This window comes from Corynebacterium sp. NML120713 (assembly GCF_001875735.1).
Lineage (GTDB): Bacteria > Actinomycetota > Actinomycetes > Mycobacteriales > Mycobacteriaceae > Corynebacterium > Corynebacterium pseudogenitalium.
This window is the reverse complement of the sequence record NZ_MLCR01000013.1, coordinates 78,607-100,207: the sequence shown is the minus strand read 5'-3', so window position 1 is coordinate 100,207 and position 21,601 is coordinate 78,607. Positions and strand designations below refer to the sequence as shown.

20 protein-coding genes are annotated in these 21,601 nt (G+C 60.7%); 11 read left to right on the top strand and 9 right to left on the bottom strand.

Annotated features, from left to right (window positions below; genetic code table 11):
* Positions 1-19: 19 nt before the first annotated feature.
* Complete coding sequence (locus BJP06_RS06780) at positions 20-1,552, bottom strand: multicopper oxidase family protein (RefSeq protein ID WP_071573301.1); 1,533 nt, start codon at positions 1,550-1,552, stop codon at positions 20-22.
* Positions 1,553-1,606: 54 nt separating this feature from the next.
* Here BJP06_RS06780 and BJP06_RS06775 point away from each other — a divergent pair, with 54 nt between their 5' ends.
* The 7 genes from BJP06_RS06775 to pth (BJP06_RS06745) all read left to right on the top strand — a co-directional run bounded on the left by BJP06_RS06775 (position 1,607) and on the right by pth (BJP06_RS06745) (position 9,379).
* A complete protein-coding gene (locus BJP06_RS06775) occupies positions 1,607-2,833 on the top strand; it encodes an MFS transporter (RefSeq protein ID WP_071573300.1) in 1,227 nt (408 codons plus the stop codon).
* Between the two features lie 66 nt (positions 2,834-2,899).
* Complete coding sequence (gene glmU / locus BJP06_RS06770; RefSeq protein WP_071573299.1) at positions 2,900-4,339, top strand: bifunctional UDP-N-acetylglucosamine diphosphorylase/glucosamine-1-phosphate N-acetyltransferase GlmU; 1,440 nt, start codon at positions 2,900-2,902, stop codon at positions 4,337-4,339.
* A gap of 9 nt (positions 4,340-4,348) precedes the next feature.
* The gene (locus BJP06_RS06765) at positions 4,349-5,326 is read left to right on the top strand and encodes a ribose-phosphate diphosphokinase (protein ID WP_070362775.1); all 978 of its coding nucleotides are present in this window, start codon (positions 4,349-4,351) and stop codon (positions 5,324-5,326) included.
* A gap of 162 nt (positions 5,327-5,488) precedes the next feature.
* Positions 5,489-6,847, top strand: a complete 1,359-nt coding sequence (locus tag BJP06_RS06760) for an amino acid permease (protein WP_070976174.1) — start codon at positions 5,489-5,491, stop codon at positions 6,845-6,847.
* Between the two features lie 33 nt (positions 6,848-6,880).
* Positions 6,881-7,945, top strand: a complete 1,065-nt coding sequence (gene hisC, locus BJP06_RS06755; protein WP_071573298.1) for a histidinol-phosphate transaminase — start codon at positions 6,881-6,883, stop codon at positions 7,943-7,945.
* 141 nt (positions 7,946-8,086) lie between these two features.
* Positions 8,087-8,719 carry a 50S ribosomal protein L25/general stress protein Ctc gene (locus BJP06_RS06750; protein ID WP_070362778.1) on the top strand — a complete coding sequence of 211 codons (633 nt, stop codon included), beginning with the start codon at positions 8,087-8,089 and terminating at the stop codon, positions 8,717-8,719.
* An 84-nt stretch (positions 8,720-8,803) separates the two neighbouring features.
* Positions 8,804-9,379, top strand: coding sequence for an aminoacyl-tRNA hydrolase (pth, locus tag BJP06_RS06745; protein ID WP_070362779.1), 576 nt, complete (start codon positions 8,804-8,806; stop codon positions 9,377-9,379).
* On the opposite strand, the gene BJP06_RS06740 is transcribed toward pth (BJP06_RS06745), so the two are convergent.
* Positions 9,376-10,299 (bottom strand): nitronate monooxygenase, encoded by a 924-nt coding sequence (locus BJP06_RS06740; RefSeq protein ID WP_071573297.1) that lies wholly within the window; start codon positions 10,297-10,299, stop codon positions 9,376-9,378. The genes pth (BJP06_RS06745) and BJP06_RS06740 overlap by 4 nt on opposite strands.
* Positions 10,300-10,353: 54 nt before the next feature.
* Between BJP06_RS06740 and pth (BJP06_RS06735) the strand changes: the two genes are divergently transcribed.
* Positions 10,354-10,947 (top strand): aminoacyl-tRNA hydrolase, encoded by a 594-nt coding sequence (pth, locus tag BJP06_RS06735; RefSeq protein ID WP_252931104.1) that lies wholly within the window; start codon positions 10,354-10,356, stop codon positions 10,945-10,947.
* A gap of 10 nt (positions 10,948-10,957) precedes the next feature.
* Here pth (BJP06_RS06735) and BJP06_RS06730 read toward each other — a convergent pair whose 3' ends face one another.
* Positions 10,958-11,512 carry an NADPH-dependent FMN reductase gene (locus tag BJP06_RS06730; RefSeq protein WP_071573423.1) on the bottom strand — a complete coding sequence of 185 codons (555 nt, stop codon included), beginning with the start codon at positions 11,510-11,512 and terminating at the stop codon, positions 10,958-10,960.
* A 131-nt stretch (positions 11,513-11,643) separates the two neighbouring features.
* On the opposite strand from BJP06_RS06730, the gene BJP06_RS06725 reads away from it, so the two are divergent.
* A complete protein-coding gene (locus BJP06_RS06725; RefSeq protein WP_071573296.1) occupies positions 11,644-13,290 on the top strand; it encodes a peptide chain release factor 3 in 1,647 nt (548 codons plus the stop codon).
* On the opposite strand, the gene BJP06_RS06720 is transcribed toward BJP06_RS06725, so the two are convergent.
* Positions 13,287-14,438, bottom strand: a complete 1,152-nt coding sequence (locus BJP06_RS06720) for a YihY/virulence factor BrkB family protein (RefSeq protein WP_071573295.1) — start codon at positions 14,436-14,438, stop codon at positions 13,287-13,289. The genes BJP06_RS06725 and BJP06_RS06720 overlap by 4 nt on opposite strands.
* Between BJP06_RS06720 and BJP06_RS06715 the strand changes: the two genes are divergently transcribed.
* Both BJP06_RS06715 and BJP06_RS06710 read left to right on the top strand, forming a co-directional pair.
* On the top strand, positions 14,437-14,880 hold the full coding sequence (locus tag BJP06_RS06715) for a hypothetical protein (protein WP_070479302.1): 444 nt from the start codon (positions 14,437-14,439) through the stop codon (positions 14,878-14,880). The two genes, BJP06_RS06720 and BJP06_RS06715, sit on opposite strands and share 2 nt — an antisense overlap.
* A 5-nt stretch (positions 14,881-14,885) precedes the next feature.
* A complete protein-coding gene (locus tag BJP06_RS06710; RefSeq protein ID WP_070362786.1) occupies positions 14,886-15,587 on the top strand; it encodes a metal-dependent transcriptional regulator in 702 nt (233 codons plus the stop codon).
* On the opposite strand, the gene BJP06_RS06705 is transcribed toward BJP06_RS06710, so the two are convergent.
* The 5 genes from BJP06_RS06705 to BJP06_RS06685 all read right to left on the bottom strand — a co-directional run bounded on the left by BJP06_RS06705 (position 15,490) and on the right by BJP06_RS06685 (position 21,590).
* On the bottom strand, positions 15,490-16,392 hold the full coding sequence (locus BJP06_RS06705) for a metal ABC transporter permease (RefSeq protein ID WP_070362787.1): 903 nt from the start codon (positions 16,390-16,392) through the stop codon (positions 15,490-15,492). The genes BJP06_RS06710 and BJP06_RS06705 overlap by 98 nt on opposite strands.
* Positions 16,389-17,291 carry a metal ABC transporter permease gene (locus tag BJP06_RS06700; RefSeq protein WP_240492728.1) on the bottom strand — a complete coding sequence of 301 codons (903 nt, stop codon included), beginning with the start codon at positions 17,289-17,291 and terminating at the stop codon, positions 16,389-16,391. Before BJP06_RS06700 ends, BJP06_RS06705 begins: the two co-directional genes overlap by 4 nt.
* A gap of 50 nt (positions 17,292-17,341) precedes the next feature.
* Positions 17,342-18,091, bottom strand: coding sequence for a metal ABC transporter ATP-binding protein (locus tag BJP06_RS06695; RefSeq protein ID WP_070362789.1), 750 nt, complete (start codon positions 18,089-18,091; stop codon positions 17,342-17,344).
* Between the two features lie 3 nt (positions 18,092-18,094).
* Positions 18,095-19,051: a metal ABC transporter substrate-binding protein gene (locus BJP06_RS06690; RefSeq protein ID WP_070362790.1), complete on the bottom strand. Its 957-nt coding sequence runs from the start codon at positions 19,049-19,051 to the stop codon at positions 18,095-18,097.
* A gap of 163 nt (positions 19,052-19,214) precedes the next feature.
* On the bottom strand, positions 19,215-21,590 hold the full coding sequence (locus BJP06_RS06685; protein ID WP_071573294.1) for a hypothetical protein: 2,376 nt from the start codon (positions 21,588-21,590) through the stop codon (positions 19,215-19,217).
* Between the last annotated feature and the right edge of the window lie 11 nt (positions 21,591-21,601).

The following is a 21,601-nucleotide window of genomic DNA, read 5'->3' as shown; positions in this document are numbered from 1 at the left end:
GGTCTTCCTGGAACTTAGCCTAGTGGTGATGCCCCTCCGGCATCGGCCGCAGGTTCGCCTTCTGCCCAGGCTCAACCATGACGAACTGCCCCATCATCCCTTCATCTTCGTGGAAGAGCATGTGGCAGTGGTACATGTACGCCAAGGTCGGATCCGGGTGCCAGCCGAACTCCACAATGAGGGTGACGGTTGACAGTGGCGGTACATAGATCGTGTCGTGCCAGCCTTCGGTGAAAGCAACCTCGCCGTTGTCCACCTTGTCCACCAGGAACCTGGCGTTGTGGACGTGGAAGTTGTGTGGCCAGTCGGAGTTCTCGTTAGTGACGCGCCAGATTTCCGGACCGTTGTGGTCGATGACAAAGTCGACGCGTTCCATATCCATGGATTGCTCGTTGATCTGGAAGCCGTTGAGCCGGAATTCACGCGTCGGCGCGCCGCTGACATCGGGGCGCACCACGGGGATGAGTTGCGTCGGTAGCGCGTCGAGAGGGGTGTCGTGTGTCGGGGCTGCGATCTCAAGCAGGTCGAAGGTGTCTTGCAGACCGAACCCGTTAGCAACTTCCTCGTCAGGCAGGCCTCCCCCATTCGGGACGCCGTCGCTGCGCAGCACCAAGTCCTTACCGACTTCAAGGTCCACGATGATCTCCACACGCTCGCCTGGGCTCAGCAGGACCGCGTCGGCTTCGATGGGGGCGTCGAGAAGCCCCTGATCGGTTGCGATGATGTTGAACGGCACGCCGAGGCTCAGGTGGTGGAAACGCATCGTTGCACCGTTGAAGATGCGAAGTCGGACACGGCTTGTCGACGCCTCAAAGCGCGGCTTCGTGATGCCGTTAACCAGCGGCGTTGTCCCGAGGAGGCCATAAGTTGGGTCGATGGTTTCGTCGAGCTGGCCGTCCTCGGTGAACTTCGCGTCGGTGATGATGACGGGGATGTCGTCGACGCCGTACTCCTGCGGCAAGCCGAGTGCATCAGCTGCGTCATCGGCGATGACAATGCCTCCGGCGAGCCCGCGGTAGGCGTGCAAAGCGGAGATCTCGTGCGGGTGCGGGTGGTACCAGCAGGTGGATGCGGCCTGCTCGACCTGCCATGTCGGCTCCCAGCTCGTGCCTGGATCGAAGATGAGCGCTGGACCGCCGTCCGCCGCCGCGGGCAAGTGCAGGCCGTGCCAGTGCACCACCGTGGGCTCATCGAGCGCGTTGTTCACCTTCATCTCAATGGTTTCACCCTGCCGCATGTACAGCGTAGGACCAAGCCAGGGGCCGTTGAAGCCCCAAGTCTTCGTCGTGGTGCCGGGCACGATTTCGTACTCGCCTTGCTGCGCGGTCAGCTCAAAGCTGCGCGTGGTGCCATTGAGCGTGCCTTGCTCCAGCGGCGGGATAGGAAGCGGGCGGGCTTCGGCCTCAGCGCCTTCGGGCGTCGCCTGGCCGGAGCGTACCCCTCCCGGGCCTTCCCCGGCGCACGCCGCCAACAGCGCAACCTGCGTAAACAGTGCGCCTTTAAAGAATGTCCTTCTACTGATGACGTTGCGGTGAGCGCGTGCCGAAGCCATGGGTTCTCCTCTTTCGAATGCGTAAACTCTGCTGCCGACCCTACTATCTTTGGTATGACGTCTCACGAGGAGTACAACGCACGCAGATTCGTGTGGGCCAACGGCTTGCAGGGAATCGGTGACCAAATCGTTGCTGCAAAGACAGTATTACCGTGGCTGTTCACAGCTGCCGGGGTACCAGCCCTATTCACGGCATTCTTGGTACCGATCCGCGAATCAGGCTCAATGCTGCCGCAAGCCGCGCTGAGCCCATGGGTCACCTCGCAGCGTTCGCGAAAATGGGTGTGGTTGGTTGGTTCGTGGGGCCAGGCCGCATCAGCTGGTCTGATCGCGCTTTCTGCGGCGCTGCTCAGTGGTGCTGCCTTAGGCGTTGCGGTTGTCATCCTGCTTGCAGCGCTCTCGATCTTCCGTGCGCTGTGTTCAATCTCAGGCAAAGATGTGCAGGGACGAACCGTATCGAAGGGTCGCCGTGGTCTCATCACGGGGCGGGCTACCGCGCTGTCTGGCGCCGTCACCCTCGCGATCGGTGTCCTGTTCGCAATTCTCCCGAATGACCTACCCCGATGGGTCCTGGTGACGCTTCTTGCGGCGGGCGCCTCCACGTGGGCGTTCGCCTCCCTGGTTTTCCGCACCATTAAGGAGCCTGAAGAGGAACCCTCGGAGGCCTCCAGCAAGGGGTGGGCACGCCAAACGTGGGACCTGATTAAGGACGACAGGAACCTGCAGAAGTTCCTCATCGTTCGCTCCCTCATGCTGGTCACCGCCTTATCGACGCCATTTATTGTCGTGCTGGCCCAGCAACAGGGCACGAACCTTTCCTCACTCGGCGGCTTCATCCTGGCGTCGGGTGGCGCCGCACTCGTTGGTGGAAAGGTCTCCGGTATGTGGGCGGATAAGTCGTCGAAAAACGCGATGGCGTGGGCTGCTGGCACCGCATCCGTCGTGCTCGTGCTCTTGGTGATGTCTGGGCACTGGCTTGCTCCCGAGGTCAACCGCTGGATCATGCCAATCGGGTTTTTCCTGGTCAACTTGGCGCACACGACGGTGCGCGTGGGCCGAAAGACCTATCTCGTGGACATGGCGGAGGGTGATCGACGCACGATGATCACCGGCGCCGCGAACACAGCGATGGGGATCGTCCTGCTGATCGTCGGTGCGATTTCATCGGCGGTTTCGACCCTTGGACCTGAGGCAACGCTGCTGTTCCTGGCCGCAGTCGGCGCGGTGGGTGTGTGGCGCGCGGCAGGTTTGAAGGATGTGTCTGCAAACTCGCGCGCGTAGCGCGTTATGCTGTTGTGCAGTTGGTTTTATACCTCATTCACCGATGAATTAAGGAGTACCCGTTCAGTGGTAAATCATCCTGAATGCGCCGTCGTAGTCCTCGCCGCAGGTGCGGGCACGCGCATGAAGTCCAGCATCCAGAAAACACTGCACGAGATCGGCGGACGCAGTCTGCTCGCGCACTCGCTGCACGCAGCCAATGCGGTAGGCCCGCAGGAGCTCGTCGCGGTTGTCGGCCACCAGCGCGACCAGGTCTCCCCCGCCGTCGATGCCATCGCCGAGGAGATGGGGCGCAGCATCAAGCAGGCAGTGCAGGAGGAGCAAAACGGCACGGGCCACGCGGTGCAGTGCGGGCTTGAGGTCATCCCAGACTTCGAGGGCACTGTCGTTGTTACGAACGGTGATGTGCCGCTGTTGCAGCCATCGACAATCACCGAGCTTATCGACGCCCACAAAGCCACCAGCGCCGCCGTCACCGTGCTGTCGCTCGAGTTCGACAACCCAACTGGCTACGGCCGCATCATCCGCGACGCTTCCGGCAACGTGTTGGAAATCGTGGAGGAAAAGGACGCTAACGAGGAACAGAAGAAGGTCCGTGAGGTCAACTCCGGCGTGTTCGCCTTCGATGCCGCGGTCCTGCGCGATGCGCTGACCCGCATCGACGCCAACAACGCGCAGGGCGAGCTCTACATCACCGACGTACTCGGCATCGCGCGCGGCGACGGCAAAGCCGTCAGCGCCTACGTGGCGAAGGACCCTCGCGAGTTGGCCGGCGTGAACGACCGCGTGCAGCTCGCCGAGGCCGGCAAGGAACTCAACCGTCGCCTGGTCGAGCGCGCCATGCGCGCCGGCGCCACTGTCGTCGACCCTGCTACGACATGGATCGGCGTGGATGTTGAGATCGGCCAGGACGTCATCATTCAGCCAAACACACAGCTGTGGGGCTCAACCGTGATTGGCAACGGCGCGACCATCGGCCCAGATACCACCTTGACGGACATGGAGGTCGGCGAGGGTGCACAGGTTGTCCGCACGCAGGGCTCCCTCTCCGTCATCGGCGCGAACGCGAACGTCGGCCCATTCACGTTCATCCGCCCAGGCACCGAACTTGGCGCGAATGGCAAGCTCGGCGGATTCGTCGAAGCCAAGAACGCAAAGATTGGCGAAGGCTCAAAGGTGCCACACCTGACCTACATTGGCGACGCCACCGTTGGCCGCGAGTCCAACATCGGCGCATCGTCTGTGTTCGCCAACTACGACGGCGTCCAGAAGCACCACACCACGATCGGTGACTACTGCCGAACTGGCTCGGACACGATGTTCGTAGCGCCAGTAACCGTAGGCGATGGCGCGTACACTGGCGCAGGTACGGTGGTAACAAAGGATGTGCCGGCGGGTGCGCTGGCCATCAAGGAAGGCCATCAGCGCAACATCGAAGGTTGGGTTGAGGCCAACCGCCCGGGTACGGACGCAGCGAATGCTGCAAAGAAAGCACGCGAGAACTAAAGGATCACCATGACTGGATATTCCACGGAAAGCCAAAAAGACCTCAAGCTATTTACTGGACGCGCCCACCCTGAGCTTGCGGAGGCCGTCGCAAAGTGTCTGAACATCGAGTTGGTACCGACCACCGCGCGCGATTTTGCGAATGGTGAAATCTTTGTCCGCTTCGAAGAGTCCGTGCGTGGCTCGGACTGCTTTGTGATGCAGTCGCACGCGCAGCCGCTGAATAAGTGGCTGATGGAGCAGCTCATCATGATTGATGCACTCAAGCGTGGTTCCGCAAAGCGCATCACCGCGATTCTGCCGTTCTACCCGTACGCCCGCCAGGACAAGAAGCACCGTGGCCGCGAGCCTATCTCCGCCCGCCTGGTTGCTGACCTGCTCACCGCTGCCGGCGCAGACCGCATCGTGTCCGTGGATCTGCACACGGATCAGATCCAGGGCTTCTTCGATGGCCCGGTCGACCACATGCACGCTCAGCCAATCCTGGTGGACTACATCAAGTCCAAGTACCCGATGGACAACCTCGTGGTGGTCTCCCCTGACGCTGGCCGCGTGAAGTCGGCTGAGAAGTGGGCCAATATGTTGGGTGATGCCCCGATGGCGTTCGTGCACAAGACTCGAGACATCGACGCCGCGAACAAGGTTGTCTCCAACCGCGTTGTCGGCGACGTCGACGGCAAAGACTGCATCCTGATGGACGACATGATTGATACCGGTGGCACCATCGCAGGTGCGGTCGGCGTGCTGAAGAAGGCCGGCGCGAAGTCGGTCGTCATCGCGTGTACCCACGGTGTCTTCTCTGACCCGGCACGTGAGCGTCTGAGCGACTGTGGCGCGGAGGAAGTGATCACGACCGACACGCTTCCGCAGAGCACCGAAGGCTGGAAGAACCTCACCGTGCTTTCCATCGCTCCGCTGCTGGCAAAGACCATTCACGAGATTTTCGAAAATGGCTCGGTAACGACGCTCTTCGAGGGACAGGCATAGCCTTACGCCTCACTTTCGGGATCTCCCCCTTGCGCGCTTCCCCGCGAAGCGGCGTCAAGGGGGTTCTTTGTGCACACCCAACGGTTGTCTGACACACGCAATTGATTAATGTGTGAGGAAGCCTCCGGCTATCCGGCAATCTTTATCGCAAGGAGTACGCCAATGAGCGGCGATGAACAACACCAAGTCACCAGCGATGGTGGCCTGCAGCGCAAGGTGAAAAACCGCCAGCTGCAGATGATCGCATTCGGTTCCTGTATCGGAACTGGCCTGTTTCTTGGTTCTGCGGAATCCATTAGCTATGCGGGCCCAGCGGTCCTGCTCACATTTTTAATTGTCGGGTTCATCGTCTATCTGCTGATGCGCATGCTCGGCGAGATGGCAGTAGCGCATCCTGTCTCAGGCTCGTTCGCGGCCTATGCTCGTGAGTTTATCGGCCCGCGCGCCGGGTTTATCACGGGATGGAACTGGTGGTTTACCACCATCGTGGTGGGCATGATTGAGCTCACCGCGATGGGTACCTTCCTCGACTTCTGGTTCCCTGACATTCCACACTGGCTCACTGCGCTTGTCACGCTTGTCGTTGTGATGCTTGTGAACGCAGCACGCGTGAGCGTGTTCGCAGAGGCCGAGTACTGGCTCTCACTGTTTAAGGTCATTGCGCTGATCCTGATGATCATTCTGGGCGTTGTGCTGGTGCTTGGTCTTGGTCCGGAACCAGCAGTCGGTTTTGGCAACCTCTTTGTCCACGGCGGATTCTTCCCGAATGGCGCATCTGGTGTGCTGTTCTCCCTGGTAGCGGTGACCTTTACATTCGGCGGCATCATGTCGATCGGCACGGCAGCTGGCGAGACAGAGCACCCGGAGAAGACGATCCCACGCGCAGTGAACTCTGTTATTTGGCGCATTTTGGTCTTCTATATCGGTGGCATGAGCGTCATCTTGCTGCTCGCGCCGTGGGACGAACAGGATATTTCCGCCAGCCCGTTCGTCAGGGTGCTCTCCTCTGTGGGAATCGACAGCGCCGCCCACTTGCTCAACCTTGTTATTTTGGTAGCGGTTGCGTCAGTGTGTAACACAATGACGTACTCGGGAAGCCGCATGCTGCGCGATCTCGCGCGCAATGGCCAGGCGTCTTCATTTTTCGCCGCAACGACCAAAAAGGGGTTGCCGCTTCGAGCTCTGCTGTTCAACGGTTCGCTGATGGGCATTGTGGTCTTCATGAACTACTTCTTTGAGGGTCGTGTGTTCGCCATCCTGCTTGCCATCATCGTCGGCTCCGAGCTGATTACTTGGGCTGCTGTGTGCTTCGCGCACCTGAACTTCCGGAAGACGCACCCCGATGTGTCGTTCCGCGCTCCGTGGTACCCAGTGGCAAACTGGATCTGTGCAGGGTTCTTCATCCTGGTGCTGGTCCTGATGGCGTTCCTGCCTGATTACCGCACCGGCCTGTTCGCTCTGATCGGCTGGGTGATCGCGCTTTCAATCATTTGGGCGTTGAAGCCGAAGTCGCGCGCCTAAGATTTTCTATTCTCTACTCAAGGAGCATCCGAGTTGATTCGCAAAGATCTCGATAGCCTTCCGTCCTACGTCCCCGGCCAGAGGAACGAGCGTGCGGTGAAGCTTTCCTCCAATGAGATTGCTGAGGGCCCACTGCCCGCAGTAGAGGAGGCGATGGCACAATCACTGCGGTCGGTGAACCGCTACCCGGACATGGGTGCGATGCAACTGCGCGAGGCGATTGCTGCCTCGCTCGGCGTCCGGTCGGAGCAGGTCGCTGTCGGTACCGGGTCTTCAGCGCTGTGCCAGCAGCTGGTTACCATGACCTCGCAGCCGGGCAACGAGGTCGTCTTCCCATGGCGGTCGTTCGAGGCGTACCCGATTTTCGCTCAGATCGCGGGAGCTACGCCGGTTGCAGTGCCATTGACGGCTGACCACCGGATGGATTTGCCAGCGATGGCGGATGCAATTACCCCACGAACTTCCCTGGTGTTTGTGTGCAACCCGAATAACCCGACGGGCACCACGATCACGGAGCGCGAGTGGGCTGACTTCATGGCCCGCGTCCCTCAAGACGTTATCGTCGCGCTGGACGAGGCCTACTTCGAATACAACGCAGCTACCGACTCCCCGCGCGGTGTCGATGAAATTCAGGTGTATCCCAACGTTGTGTGCCTTAGGACCTTTTCCAAGGCGTACGGACTGGCCGGAGCGCGCGTTGGCTACGCGTTCGGCCAGGAGGAGACGATCGATGCGCTGAATAAGGTCGCCGTTCCGTTTAGTGTGAGCTCGGTGGCACAGGTCGGTGCGCTTGCTTCCTTGTCTCCACAAGACGAGCTCCACGACCGCGTCGCCCGGACGCGCGCGCAGCGTGAGCGGCTGCAGGAGTTCTTCGCTGCATACGGTACTCCCCACTCCGAGGCGAATTTCGTGTGGGTTCCGGCAGAGAGTTTGAACGAATCACCACAGGATCTGGCGGCGCAGCTTGCTTCGCACGGGGTGCTTGTTCGCGCCTTTGATGAAGGCATCCGTATTACGGTGACAAACGAGGAAGAAACCAATGCGTGCACTGCCGCCTGGCGGGCGCTTGACAATGGTGGGCGTCGAAACCTAAGCTAGCTGGGTCTCGGCGAGGGCTGATTTTGGCCGTTATCGACGCGATATGTATCTCAGACTTTGGCCTGTGATCACTCGACGAGCAATTTGTCCGTTCAGTGGTCACAGGTTTTTTGTGGCCCAATTACAAAAGGAGTCACAAACATGGCTATTACCCCAGTTGTTGTCCCAGGTCAGAAGCGCGAAGAGTTCGGCAAGGGCGCTGCACGTCGCCTGCGTCGCGACGGCCGTATCCCGGGCGTTCTCTACGAAGCTGGCATCGACAACATCCACTTCTCTGTCGACCGCATCGAGATGACCTCCATCGTGCGCAACGAGGGCGTCAACGCCATTGTTGAGCTGGAGCTCGACGGCGAGAAGCTGCTCGCGATGGTCAAGCACATCGACCAGAACGTGATCACCCTCGATATCGACCACATCGACCTGCTCGGTATTAAGCGCGGCGAGAAGGTTGTCGTCGAGGTCCCTGTTGTCACTGTCGGCGAGGCTCACCCAGACGCAGTCGTCCTGGTCGAGTCCGACCTGATCGAGATCGAGATCGACGCTCTGAACATCCCGGACGAGATCGAGGTCAACATCGATGGCAAGGAGATCGGCGACCTCATCACCGCTGCCGACGTCACGCTGCCTGAGGGCGCTGAGCTGGTGTCCGCTCCGGATCACCTGCTGGTGAACTTCACCTACGAGCAGGTTGACGAGGATCTCGAGGCTGCAGCTGAGGAAGCTGAAGAGGGCGGCGCTGAAGCTGGCGCAGAGTCCACTGAGGAAGCTGAGTAATCCTCCCGCTGCGTTTCACAACGTTTCGACGCCCCGTTCCACATGCGAACGGGGCGTTTTGCTGTCTTTGCCTATGATGTGGGAATGACTGCTTCACCAATCATCGTCGTAGGCCTTGGAAACCCTGGCCCGAAATACGAAGGAACGCGCCATAACGTAGGCGTGTCTGTTATTGAGGAGCTCGCGGGCAGAGCAACGATGTCGCCGGCAACGCTTGCGCTGCACAAGCGCACGAATACCCAGGTTGCGGAGCTCGCCGCAGGCAGGCTTCTGGCGGACCGTCGAGTAGTCCTGGCACGTACGCAAAGCTACATGAACGTGTCCGGCGGCCCGGTCAAGGCGCTGCTTGACTACTTCGACGCCTCCCCCGCGGACCTGTACGTGGTCCACGACGAGCTTGACCTTCCGTTGGGAGAGGTGAAGCTGCGCACCGGCGGAGGCGACCACGGGCATAACGGGCTGAAGTCAGTGACCCAGTCGCTGTCGAAGCTGAAAAACGGCAAGAACTACAACAAGCTCGCGGTCGGGATTGGACGCCCGCCTGGCAAGATGCCGCCGGCGGACTACGTGCTGCGCCAGTTCGCGGCGAAAGAGCAGATCGATGTCGCGATTGCTGTTGCCGATGCGGCCGACGCGTTCATCGCCCACGCGCAGGGTTAACGGAGTTTGCCGGTACCTGCCATCCACGCTTCCACGGCCGCCGCGGGCCCCGTAGGCAAGGTGCCTCGGCGGGCACCGACTAGGCAGTAGTCATTGTTCAAGGTCATGGGGCGCAGGTAGGGGTACAGCGGTGGCAAATCTGGGTGTGCCACCGTGAATGCGCTCTGGATGCCCTGGGCGACCCGTCCGCTGAACGCCCTGCTGGCCACCGCTGGTCGATCGCTTTGGAGAAGCTCTCGGTTGCGTGGACTCGTTCCGGCTTCGCCCGACAGGAGGAAGACGCTGCCGCAGGAGACCGCCACGGCACCGGCATCAATGAGGAGGTCGACTTCCTCAGGGGTCCGCGCGCCCCCGGCGGCGATGATTGGTACCCCAATGCCCTTGAGCGCGCGGACGAGCTCCGGAGTGTCCCGCGGGTCTGGAGTGTCGTTCGGCGACCACGTTGCGCGGTGGCCTCCTGCAGAAATTCCTTGCACCACAAGTGCGTCAACGCCACGCGCGACGGCAACCTTCGCTTCTTCTTCGTTGGTGACGGTCGCCCAGGCCTGCGCGCCGGCGTTGTGTGCGCGTTGAATTTCGTGCTCGGAAAAACACCCGAACGTCGAGGAGACCACTGCAGGGCCAGCCTCGAGCGCAATCGCAAACTTATCCTCGAAGCCACAGCTCAAGTCAACATCCGGCACCTCCACCCCAAGTTCCGCGGCCAGCGCGCGGACGTCACGCTGATCGGGCGCAATCTGCTGTGGCATGAAGAAGTTCACGCCAAAGTTGCCGTCGACCTCCGCAAGTTCTTCGCGGGCCTGCGCGACGCTACAGGTCCCAAACGCAAGGAACCCAAACGTCACGGCGTTGACAAGGGCCGGCGTGGAGGGTCCTCCCGCCATCGGAGCCGCAATAATCTTCGGTAGCTGCATACCCATACGCTAACGGCTCCCACCGTGAGAATCGAGGGGTTTTGCCTTACACTAGCCTCCGTGTTGAACTTCTTCCGCCGCTTCAAGCGCGCCAACCCCGCCCCTGAGAGCATCGACTGGCTCGTGGTTGGGCTGGGCAATCCTGGTACCGAGTACGAGCGGACGCGACACAACGTCGGCTACCTCGTTGTGGACGCGCTCGCGAAATCGCTTCCGGTCATCGCAGGTCGCGATTACTCGTTCGCGGTGAAGGACGGTGTGGCCTACGCCCGCGCGCACACCTACATGAACGAGTCCGGCAAGGCCATCGCTCCGCTCGCCGCGCGCTACAAACTTCCCCCGGAGCGGATCGTGATCGTCCACGACGAGCTGGACCTGCCTCCGGGCAAGGTTCGTTTGAAGCAGGGCGGCAACGAGAACGGCCACAACGGGTTGAAGTCGCTCACGCAGGAGCTCGGGACGCGCGACTACGTGCGGGTGCGCGTCGGCATCGGCAGGCCGCCGAAAGCAAGCGGCATCGCTATCCCCGATTGGGTGCTTGCGGAATTCACAACCACCCCCACTGACGCAATCGCGTTAGCTGCCGATGCCGTCCACGCAATCACCAGCACCGGGCTCGCGCAAGCGCAAAACGAGATCCACCCGCGCAGCTAACCCGGCTCTCCTACTGGGAAGCGTGGTGGTGACGCAAAAACTGTTCCAGCGCATTCAGCATCTTCGTCAGGTCTGTGTTCTTCTGCGGGCGCGGGGTGAGGGTGCCGTTGGTGGCGTCGTCGAAAAGTGAAAGGGCAACTTGGTTGCGCACGTCGAACATCGAAAAGTTTGCGACGATCTGCCGCCAGTGCTCCACCGCGCGAATCGCGCCGTCGGCACTGTATCCAACGAATGCGACGGGCTTCATGGCCCACTCATCGCTAAGGCTGTCGTAGGCGTTCTTCATCGCGCCGGGCACGGAATGGTTGTGCTCAGGTGTAACAAAGATGTAGCCGTCGCAACTATCGACTGCGCGAGACCAGGCGGTAACGCGCTCGTCGGCGTACTGTTTGTTCGCGCCCCCAGGTAGCGTCGCTGTGTCGAGCAGCGGGACCTGAAACTCCTGGAGGTCAAGGATCTCGTAGGTGATGTCGGGGCTGTTCGCAGCAGCGTCAGCAACCCAGTGGGCAACTTGCTCGCCAAAGCGGCCTTGGCGAATGGATCCGAGCACGATTCCGACTTTCATCACAAACCTCACAGTGTTGCGTTACGTTGACCTATTTCTTTCCCAACCGCGGCGACTATAGCACCGCCCTCCTCACCCTACCTGCCTCCGGTTGTCTATCTCCCCCGCCTTGCGACTACGCTTGAGCACTTATGAGCACGTCTACTGGTACCCGCGCAGAGGCCCACCGTCGCCGCACGTTCGCAGTCATTGCCCACCCCGATGCTGGTAAGTCAACGCTGACGGAAGCGCTTGCGTTGCACGCGCACGTCATTTCGGAGGCAGGTGCGGTGCACGGCAAGGGCAACCGCAAGTCGACGGTCTCCGACTGGATGGACATGGAGAAGGAACGCGGAATCTCCGTAGCGTCCTCGGCGCTCCAGTTCGAGTACCTCCCCGAAGGCTCGGAGGCGACGACGCCCTACATGATCAACCTGGTTGATACGCCTGGTCACGCCGATTTCTCCGAAGATACCTACCGCGTGCTGTCCGCAGTCGATGCCGCTGTCATGCTTATCGACGCCGCCAAGGGCCTTGAGCCACAAACCCTCAAGCTCTTCCGCGTCTGCAAGGCGCGCGGCTTGCCGATCGTCACGGTGGTCAACAAGTGGGACCGCATCGGCCGCGAGCCGCTCGAGCTGGTGGACGAGATTGTCCAGGAGATCGACCTGCAGCCGACGCCGTTGTACTGGCCTGTCGGCGAAGCTGGCGACTTCCGCGGCCTCGCCCACATCAACGCCGACGGCGAAGCAGACAACTACATCCACTTCATCCGTACCGCCGGCGGGTCCACTATCGCGCCGGAAGAACACTACTCCCCTGATGAGGCAGCTAACCGCGAGGGCGAGACCTGGGAGACCGCCGTCGAGGAAGCTGAGCTGCTTGCCGCCGACGGCGCTGTGCACGACCAGACGCTGTTTGAGCAGTGCGTGACCTCCCCCATCATCTTCGCCTCCGCGATGCTGAACTTCGGTGTCCATCAAATCCTGGACACGCTGTGCGCGATCGCGCCAGCTCCTCAGGGCCGTGACGCCGACCCCAAGGCCGTCGAGACTTCCACCACCGCGATGGATACTCACCGTGACCTCGACGACGACTTTTCCGGTGTGGTGTTCAAAGTGCAGGCAGGCATGGACAAACACCACCGCGACACACTGGCGTTCATGCGCGTCATCTCGGGCGAATTCGACCGCGGTATGCAGGTCACGCACGCCCAAAGTGGCCGTACGTTCTCCACCAAGTACGCGCTGACGGTCTTCGGGCGTAACCGCGACACCGTGGAAACCGCCTACCCGGGCGACATCATCGGTTTGGTCAACGCCGGTTCGCTCGCGCCGGGCGACACCATCTACGCAGGCAAGAAGGTGCAATACCCGCCGATGCCGCAGTTCGCACCGGAACACTTCCAGACGCTGCGCGCTAAGTCTTTGGGCAAGTATAAGCAGTTCCGTAAGGCCCTCGACCAGCTGGATGCGGAAGGCGTTGTCCAGATCCTGCGCAACGACCTGCGCGGCGACGCTGCTCCGGTCATGGCGGCCGTCGGCCCGATGCAGTTCGAGGTCATGCAGGCCCGCATGGAGCTGGAGTACAACGTGGAAACAGTCACGGAACCAATCCCGTACTCGGTGGCACGTCGCACCGATGCCGAATCCGCGGAGGCGCTTGGACGCCAGCGCGGCGTCGAGATCTTTACGCGCTCCGACGGCGAGCTGATCGCGCTGTTCGGCGATAAGTGGCGCCTGGCCTTCATCCAGAAGGAGCACCCGAACCTGACGATGGAACCGCTCGTCGCGGACTAGGCCTCCGGCCCCTCCTCGACGTCGTCGTCTTCCCCCTGCTCTTTGAGCGCGGAGGCACTGCGGTCGATCCAGTGCTGCACTTTCAGCCGGAAATCGACCGCTTTCGTGCTTCTCGGCGGGACCTGAATGATTGTTTTTGCGTCATAGCCGACCTGCAGCTGTTTCACGCGCAGCACTTCCGCGTCGATCTTGACGCCTTCAAGTAGCACGACGTTCATCACCCACACCAGAACAAGCACGGCACCTGCCGTACCGAACGCCCCGTACGCGCTCGAAATCCCGATCGTGCCGATGAACCACGAAAAGCCAAGCCAAATAATGAAAATCGCCGTCAACGCCATCGAAGATCCGAGGGTGAGCAGGCGAAACTTCTCCGGCCGTACGTTGGGCGAAACGTAGTAGAGCACGGAGATCAACGCGATCGCAGTCACGATGATGACTGGGAAGCGGGCGTAATCCCAGACAGGCAGGAAGATCTTTGTCAGGTAATCAACGGTATCTGTCATCCCTAGAGGTTCTGCGATCGGCTGCAGCAGACCGTTCACAATTGACTCGCGCAAAAACGTGCCGACGATGATCACGATCACCCCAAGCACCATTATCAGCGTGGTGACCCACATGGTGAACCACGTGCGGACCAGGTTGCGCCCCTCTATGCGGCCGTACATGACGTTCGCGTTCCGGGAGAAGGACCGCACGTACGCGGATGCGGAAAGAAGCGAGACCACGATCGATACCACCAGCGCAATCGTGCTCTGCGCCGGGGTGCCAATCACCGTCAGGAGGAAGCGCAGGGCCTCATCCTCCAATGCTTCGGGTACATAGAGTGCAATGAAGTCGTCAATGATGTCATTGACGGCGGCCTCGTCACGTGGCAGCAGCAGCGTCGCGATCGAGTAGACCGCCAAAATCATCGGAGCGATAGACAACACGGCGTAATAGGTCAGCGCAGCCGCGCGGTCAAGCATCGCGTCAACGGAGAAGTCTGCAATGACACGCTTGGCCACGTATACCCAGCCCTGCGGCGTCACTCGGTTATCTTTTGTGAACACGTCAGGCCTGTCGCTGTGCTGCGGCACGTGCACGAGTTCGCCGGGACCATAGGGCACGACGTAGTCTGTCGCCGGAGGCGATTCGCTGTGTTCCATGGCGTTTACCCTAGTACAGGGTATCGTGTGCACCATGAGCGTGTTGGGTCAGATCAAGAAATGGTTCGGGGCGGGCGCTGCTCCTGCACTCGCAGAGTACCCGACGGAGTATGAGCGTGTGGAGCTCCCGGTGCTCAAGGTCACGACTGCGGCGCTCTCTCCAGGTTCGGACGAACGATTGGTCGTCGTGACCTCTACACCGGCGGCACTCGCGGAGCTCCAGCGTATCGACGGCCCGCTCCAAATGATCTGCCCCGGCGCGCGCACCGTGACTTGGGTGCCCGTCAAAAAGCCCGCTGTTCCTGTACTCGACCCCAATGCTGGATGGGTCATCCCGCTGACCGCTGAGGCGCGTCAGGAAATCGCTTCGCTGCCGGCGACCGAAGGCGAGCTCGAGCTGCAGACCATGCACCTCGCGTTCATTCTCGAGTCTGTACAGTAAGCCCCATGGATTCCGTTTCCCAGCTCTCCACCAGTACGCAGGACTATCTCAAGTCACTCTGGGCGCTCACCGAATGGTCAGACACGAAGGTGACCACCAAGGTGCTGGCGGATTACATGGGGCTTCGGCTCTCGAGCGTGTCGGACGCCGTCAAGAAGCTTGCTCAGCAAGGGTACGTACACCATAAGCCTTACGCGCCCATTACGCTGACGGAGGAAGGCCGCGCGCACGCCGTCGCGATGATTCGCCGTCACCGCCTCATCGAAACATTCCTCGTGGAAACGCTCGGATACTCGTGGGACCAGGTGCATGACGACGCCGAGGTCCTCGAGCACGCCGTTTCGGAATTCATGCTGCAGCGCCTCGACGCCCACCTCAACTACCCTTCCCGCGACCCACACGGCGACCCCATCCCCGCCGCCGACGGCACCGTGCCGCAATTCCACGCTGAGCCGCTGAGCACGATCGCCCCAGACAACGACGTCGTGGTCCAACGTGTCTCCGACGGTGACCCGAGTCTGCTGCAGTTCTTCGACACCTCCGGTATCACGGTGGGTACGCACTTGCGTACCCAGCAGGCAGCCCCGTTCTCTGACACCGTCGAAGTGCTTATCGACGGCCAGCAACCTCCACTTGCGCTCGGGAAACGCGCAGCGGACGCCGTGTGGGTGACCGCTGAGCCCGCCGTGCCCAGAGGGCGCAGCTGAGGAACTCGAGCCCGTAGATGACAGTCATCGTGGCGGAGGTGGGGGCGTCGAGAAGGTAGGCGACGCCGAAGCCTGCGACTGCCCCAACCGCAGCGAGCAGAACCGTCAGGGTCATCATGCGCGGTACCGTCGTGGCCAACTGTTTGGCTGCTGCCGCGGGGATGACCACCAGTGCAATGACCAGGATCGCCCCGACTGCGTTGAACGCTGCTGTGACGGTCAAGGACACCAGGAACATAAACGCGACGGACAGCATGCTCACTGGCACGCCGATGCTGCGTGCGAACTGGCCATCAAACGTGGACGCGAGCAGTTGCGGATACACAAGACCAATCGCGACCACGTTGAGCGCTAGCACCGCGAGCATGATGTAGAGATACACCGGTCCCAGCTGCGCCCCGCCAACAGTAAGCTGATTCCACGCAGCCAGGTTCAAGTCGCCGACGAGCACCGCGTGTGTATCCAGGTGGACGTTCGAGAAGTGGGAGGTAATCAGGATGACGCCCACGCTGAACAGTGCCGGGAAGATGAGGCCCTGCGGGGCGTCTCCAGTCACGAGTCCCGAATCCCCGAGCCACTGTGCGCCGAGGACCACCGCCACACCGGCCAGCGCCGCGCACACGATCACCACCGGTGAGTTCAGGTTGTTCGTAAACAAGTACCCCAGGGCAATGCCCGGCAAGATCGCATGCCCGATAGCATCTATGAGCATGGAGTGCTTCCGCAGCACAACGAATGCTCCCGGCACTGCGCATGCGCACGCCGTGACCACCGCGAGCAAAAGTGTTCCGACGATGAAACTCACGACGCTACCTCCGCCGAAACTGTTGTTTCCAGCCGGGCACGCAGCGCTGCCGTCGCTCGCCGCTGCGAACGGGCCCGGGCGATGACGCTTCGCTTCGGGGCGAAGATGAACGACACCAGAAACACCGCGAACAGGACAAGCACGATAACGGGGCCGGTCGGCACGTTGCCAAGCGCGATGGACAAGTAGGATCCAGCACCACTGCCGACGGCTCCAAACACGCCCGCGAGCACGACCATCGCTGGCACCGTTTGCACCCACTGGCGCGCCGCGGCAGGCGGAGTTACGACGAATGCCACCATCAACACCAACCCGACAGATTTGACGCCGATCACCGTCGCAAGCGCGATCGTCATGAACATCACCGTGTCGATGACCCTCGGGCGAAACCCAAGCATCGTGGACTGCACGGGGTCGAAGGAGCGCAGCTCGAACTCCTTAAACAACACGCACATCACGCAGACCGCGAGCAACCCGACGATGATGCTGATTCGCAGGTCCGCCCTGGTAATCACGGATGCGTTGCCGAACAGGTAGTCCTGAATACCACCTTTGCCTGGGAACGGATTGCTCGTGATCACGTCCAGCAACAGCATCCCGAACCCGAAGAAGAACGACAAGCTGATCGCCATCGCCGCGTCAATCGACGTCCGCGTCCGGGCAGTAATCGTGTTCGCCACCATCACCGCGCACGTACCAGTGACTACGGCTCCAACCAGCAGCGCAACCATGTTACGGCCGTCGACTCCCAGCCCGACGCACAGCAAAAACGCCAGCAACGTGCCTGGTAGTGCGGAGTGCGAAATCACATCACTAGTCAGCGACTGCTTGCGCAGGTACGCGAACGTCCCAAGCATCCCTGCCACTGCGCCAATGATGGTGGTCCCCCAAAACACCATGGCATAGGTGTGGTTCGCAAAGAACGCACCAAGGCTTATCGACGTCCCCATCACAGCACACCCAACAATCTCATCGAGTCCGCGCCTAACCCGTACGCCTGCGCAATCGTTTCCGGCGTAAACGTGGAGGAGACTGGCCCCGATGCAATCACTGTCTTATCCAGCAGCGTCACCGCATCGCAGTACGTCGGCACTGTCGAAAGGTCGTGGTGCACCATCACGATTGTTGTGCCATTCTCGCGCATGGTGCGGAGCACGTCGATAATTGTCGCCTCACTTTTCGCGTCAATGCCTTGAAACGGCTCGTCGAGGAAGAACAAGTCCGGGTCCTGTACTAGCCCGCGTGCGAGAAAGACGCGCTGGCGCTGCCCGCCTGAGAGTGCGCCGATCTGGCGGCCAGCGAAATCCTGCATCCCTACGCGTTCCAAGGCTTCGTATGCGGCGGCGCGTTCGCGCTTCCCCGCCCTGCGGAACCAGCCCAGCTTCCCGTACGTACCCATCGTCACCACGTCGAGCACCGTCGTAGGAAAGTCCCAGTCGACGCTCGCGTGTTGTGGCATGTACCCCACGCGGTGGCGCACTGCCTTGAGCGGCTGGCCGAAGAACTCGGTCTCCCCGGTCAGCGTCGGGATAAGCCCCAGCATCGCCTTGATCAGTGTTGACTTGCCGGCACCATTCGGCCCGACGATCCCCATGATGGCGCCCTCGGGGAACCGCACATTCACCTGTTCCAGGACCGGATCGAGGTGGTAGGCAACGGAAAGATTATGCGTCGCGCACGCAAACGTCTGCGTAGTCATGGGTTACTTGCCCCCGAGCGCTGCAGCAACTGCTTCAGCGTTATGCAGGAACGCCCCGATGTAGGTATCCGTTGGCGCGGTGGGGCCGAGGGTGTCGGCGAAGAGCTCCTCGTCAGAAATGGCGACATCCCACCCGCGGGCGTGCACAGCCTCCTGCAGGCTCTTAATCGCCTGCGGGTTCGCCTGATTGTCCTGGAAGATCGTCGGCACCTTGTTGTCCGCGATGAGATCCGCAAGGTCCGAAAGTTCCGACGCCGACAGCTTCGCCTCTGTGGAAACAAAGTCCGTCGCGTACACATCCAACCCGTAGGTCTTGCCGAAGTAGTTGAAGGCATCGTGGCCGGTGATCAAGATGCGTGGCCCAGTGATGTTCGCCAGCATGGTTGCAGCCTTTTCGTTCGCATCCGCGATTTCCGCCTGGTATTTCGCGGCGTTCTCGTGGTACTCATCGGACTTCGAAGGGTCGACCTCTGCAAGCTTGTTTGCGACCTCGCCGACAACCAGGCTCCACGCCTCTGGACTGTTCCATACGTGCGGGTCATGCAGAGGGTTGCCCTCAGCATCGGTTTCTGGCCAGTCAAGCAGCAGATTGTTCGGCAGCTTGTCTCCTACTGCCAGCTGGCGGTCCCCGAGGCTCTCCAGCTGCTTGATCATCTGAGCTTCGAGGTGCAGGCCGTTCCAGAACACCACATCGGAGGACTGAATCTTGTCGATGTCCTTCGTTGAGGGCTGGTAGGTGTGCGGGTCCCCGCCCGGGCCAACCATCGTGGTGACCTCCGCCTCAGGCGCAATGTTGGCGATGGCATCCGCGAGGTAACCCGTGGTTGCGTAGACCTGCAGCGCACCGTCGGCGTTGATGCCGTCCTGTGTCGCCTGGTTGTCCTCGGTAGACGAGCAGCCTGCGAGCCCTACGCCCAAGGCAAGCGCGCATGCAGTGAGGATCCTGGATGTGCGTGACATGAAGTGCTTCCTTTCGAACTAAAGTGTACCTCACTAACCTTAAAGTTCGCCACGTCGAACTTACAACTTGCTGTGCGCTAACTCACGCTTGGAAGTCGCTATGCAGCACAAATAGAGAAAGACCCCGAGGGAGAATTCCCACGGGGCCTTTGTAGAGAGAGGCTTAGAACTTCAGAAGACCTGATGCCCACGCCGCAGCGTAGACTGCCGCCAACACACCGCCAACTGCAGCGATAATGCCGACGATCATCCCCACGTTGTCGGACGCGGACGACTTGTTCGATTGACCAGCCGTGTTCACACCTGGATCGGTCTGCGGCTGCTGTGGCGTTGGCGTCGCCAAAGGAATACGGTCCGGCTCTTCTGGCGCCTGACGCCCAGCCTTCGGGTCCAGAATCCGGCGCGCAGATTCCTTCAGGCGGTCACTAGCGGTTGGATCCTTCTCGATCTCCTTGCGGATGCGCTCCATCTCTTCCGCCGTGTAGTCAAGAACGGAAACCTGGTACTCCTCCTTGAATACCTCGTCGCCTTCGGCGTTAACGATGCGGATCTCAAGCGGCATCGTCGAGTCCCGCAGCGAGGTTGCATTCTTGATCGGGATTTCAACACGTGCAGAAGGTTCCGCACCGCTGGCGTTAATCTGGCCAGGAACAGTGACTTCGATTGGCTCCGCACCCGTGATCGTCGGGTATTTGGCGTACACCGTGAACTTGTGCAGATCCAGACCGAGGTTGCGGATCTCACCAGTCAGTACGTCGGTTGAACGGTTCGTCACCACCGCCGCATCTTCACCACCGGCCAGACGGAAACCGGCCTTTCCAGGGTTCTGATCTGCAGCAATGATTTCTAGCTCGCGAGCAGAAATATTGTGGCTTGGCTCCGGAATGTCGTCGGTGCCAACGGTGCCTTCACCTGAGCCAATGTATTTGCCCTTGAGGTTCAGGTTGTCCCAGTCCGCTGGTACAGAGTATTCGCCCTCGTAGCAGACGACGCCGTCCTGTTCACACTTCTCCTTCGGGTACCTCTTGTCGGTCTTGGGGACCGATTCATAGGCCTGGTCGGAGTAGTCGAAGTGCGACCACTGGTAGAGGTAGTTCATGACCGACTTGTACGTCGGCAAATACGCCTCGGTATCCACCGGGTTCGTCGACAGTGCGCCATTGTGGGTCAGGCCTAGGTTGTGGCCGAACTCGTGCAGGATGGTGTTTCGCAGCTGTTCTTGGTTGGTCACGTTCTCGTGGTAAGACACGTAAAACGCAGAGTCGTTGACCAGGCCGGTACCCGTCGACCAGTCGCCTTTCTCCATCTGGTCGCCGATAATGCCGACGCGGAACACCGACTCACGAGTACCGAGCAGCTCCTGGCGCTTTTGCCCTAGCTTGTCTCGCTTCGACATACCATCCGCGAAGTACAGCGGGGTGAAGTCCTCCGTTGGGCCACCGTGCCTGTTCTCGTAGTTAGGGATGGAGGTGTAGAGGTCACCAGCATCGATATGGAGACGAATCCCGTGCGCAGCGAACTTATCCTCCAGCTCCATCAGGGACTCACGGGAGGGCCGGTACACGTTCGCGTTCGCCTCAGCGCACTTCGCAAACTTCTCAAAGTCTTGGATGTTCGCGCCGAACTTATTCACCTCGTTGCAGTTCAGCGTCTCCCACTCAGACTTCATCCAGTTCAACTGCAGGAACAGATCTTTCTGTCCTACTTTCGCCCCCCACCTGTCGAGTGGAAGCTGGGTCCCGTCAGCAGCAGTGAACCCCACCTTCTCCCACGCATCCGGCAGCCCATCCTGGTCAGTGTCCTTCGCCGTGGGCTGCGTCTGGATGAAGATGTTCGCGGTAACCGACGCCGTCCCCTGAACTGGTAGTTCCTTGTTCCACGCCGCGTACTGGTAGCCGGCGCCGTCTTCGGCAACTTCACCCACCCGGCTAGCTTCGCCAGACTCGATCGCGTGCCCCGCCGCCTTTGAGACGTCAGCACCACGGAAGTTCACCGAAACATCGTAGCCAGGTTTTTCGGCAGGACCGAAGTTAAACCTTCCGCCTCTGTAGGTACCTTGATACTGCGCATACTTTGGCACGGCAGAGAACATCTCAATGTCAATCTTGCGGTCACGCTTCGACTTGTTCGTAGCCTCGACCGTCACGTCCATCGAATTTGTGCCGATCTCAATCGTGCGCGTGATCTCGATTTCAGTGTTCGCATCGTAGTGCGTCAGGATGACCTTGTAACCGATCTCGTTTTCTTCAACGTCAGACTTCGTCTCAGTCGGGAGGAACGCCACCTGTCGCCCGTCGACGGTCAGGACAGTCTGCAGGCTGCTTTCGAGCAAACCGCCGACCGACTGCGGGTTCTGGAACGTCGTGGTCAGCTTCGACCCGTACGCCAGGTCCGAGATAGCAAAGCCTTCAGTCTTCGAATCGTTCTCGATCCAGACGCCGCCGGGAATCTTTTGAACGCCAGCCTCAGCGATGGGCTGCACCCCACCGAAGGCAAGGCCTGCGCACAGCGCGATAGCAAGAGCTCGTTTCATCTTCACTTTTCTCGTCC

Coding starts and splice junctions, on each gene's coding strand:
- pth (WP_070362779.1), top strand. CDS start 8,804: ATGACTGCTTCACCAATCATCGTCGTAGGCCTTGGAAACCCTGGCCCG.
- BJP06_RS06775 (WP_071573300.1), top strand. CDS start 1,607: ATGACGTCTCACGAGGAGTACAACGCACGCAGATTCGTGTGGGCCAAC.
- BJP06_RS06700 (WP_240492728.1), bottom strand. CDS start 17,291: ATGGTGTTTTGGGGGACCACCATCATTGGCGCAGTGGCAGGGATGCTT.
- BJP06_RS06780 (WP_071573301.1), bottom strand. CDS start 1,552: ATGGCTTCGGCACGCGCTCACCGCAACGTCATCAGTAGAAGGACATTC.
- BJP06_RS06710 (WP_070362786.1), top strand. CDS start 14,886: ATGGATTCCGTTTCCCAGCTCTCCACCAGTACGCAGGACTATCTCAAG.
- BJP06_RS06725 (WP_071573296.1), top strand. CDS start 11,644: ATGAGCACGTCTACTGGTACCCGCGCAGAGGCCCACCGTCGCCGCACG.
- BJP06_RS06750 (WP_070362778.1), top strand. CDS start 8,087: ATGGCTATTACCCCAGTTGTTGTCCCAGGTCAGAAGCGCGAAGAGTTC.
- BJP06_RS06740 (WP_071573297.1), bottom strand. CDS start 10,299: ATGGGTATGCAGCTACCGAAGATTATTGCGGCTCCGATGGCGGGAGGA.
- BJP06_RS06715 (WP_070479302.1), top strand. CDS start 14,437: ATGGCGTTTACCCTAGTACAGGGTATCGTGTGCACCATGAGCGTGTTG.
- BJP06_RS06730 (WP_071573423.1), bottom strand. CDS start 11,512: ATGAAAGTCGGAATCGTGCTCGGATCCATTCGCCAAGGCCGCTTTGGC.
- BJP06_RS06765 (WP_070362775.1), top strand. CDS start 4,349: ATGACTGGATATTCCACGGAAAGCCAAAAAGACCTCAAGCTATTTACT.
- BJP06_RS06695 (WP_070362789.1), bottom strand. CDS start 18,091: ATGACTACGCAGACGTTTGCGTGCGCGACGCATAATCTTTCCGTTGCC.
- BJP06_RS06720 (WP_071573295.1), bottom strand. CDS start 14,438: ATGGAACACAGCGAATCGCCTCCGGCGACAGACTACGTCGTGCCCTAT.
- BJP06_RS06760 (WP_070976174.1), top strand. CDS start 5,489: ATGAGCGGCGATGAACAACACCAAGTCACCAGCGATGGTGGCCTGCAG.
- BJP06_RS06690 (WP_070362790.1), bottom strand. CDS start 19,051: ATGTCACGCACATCCAGGATCCTCACTGCATGCGCGCTTGCCTTGGGC.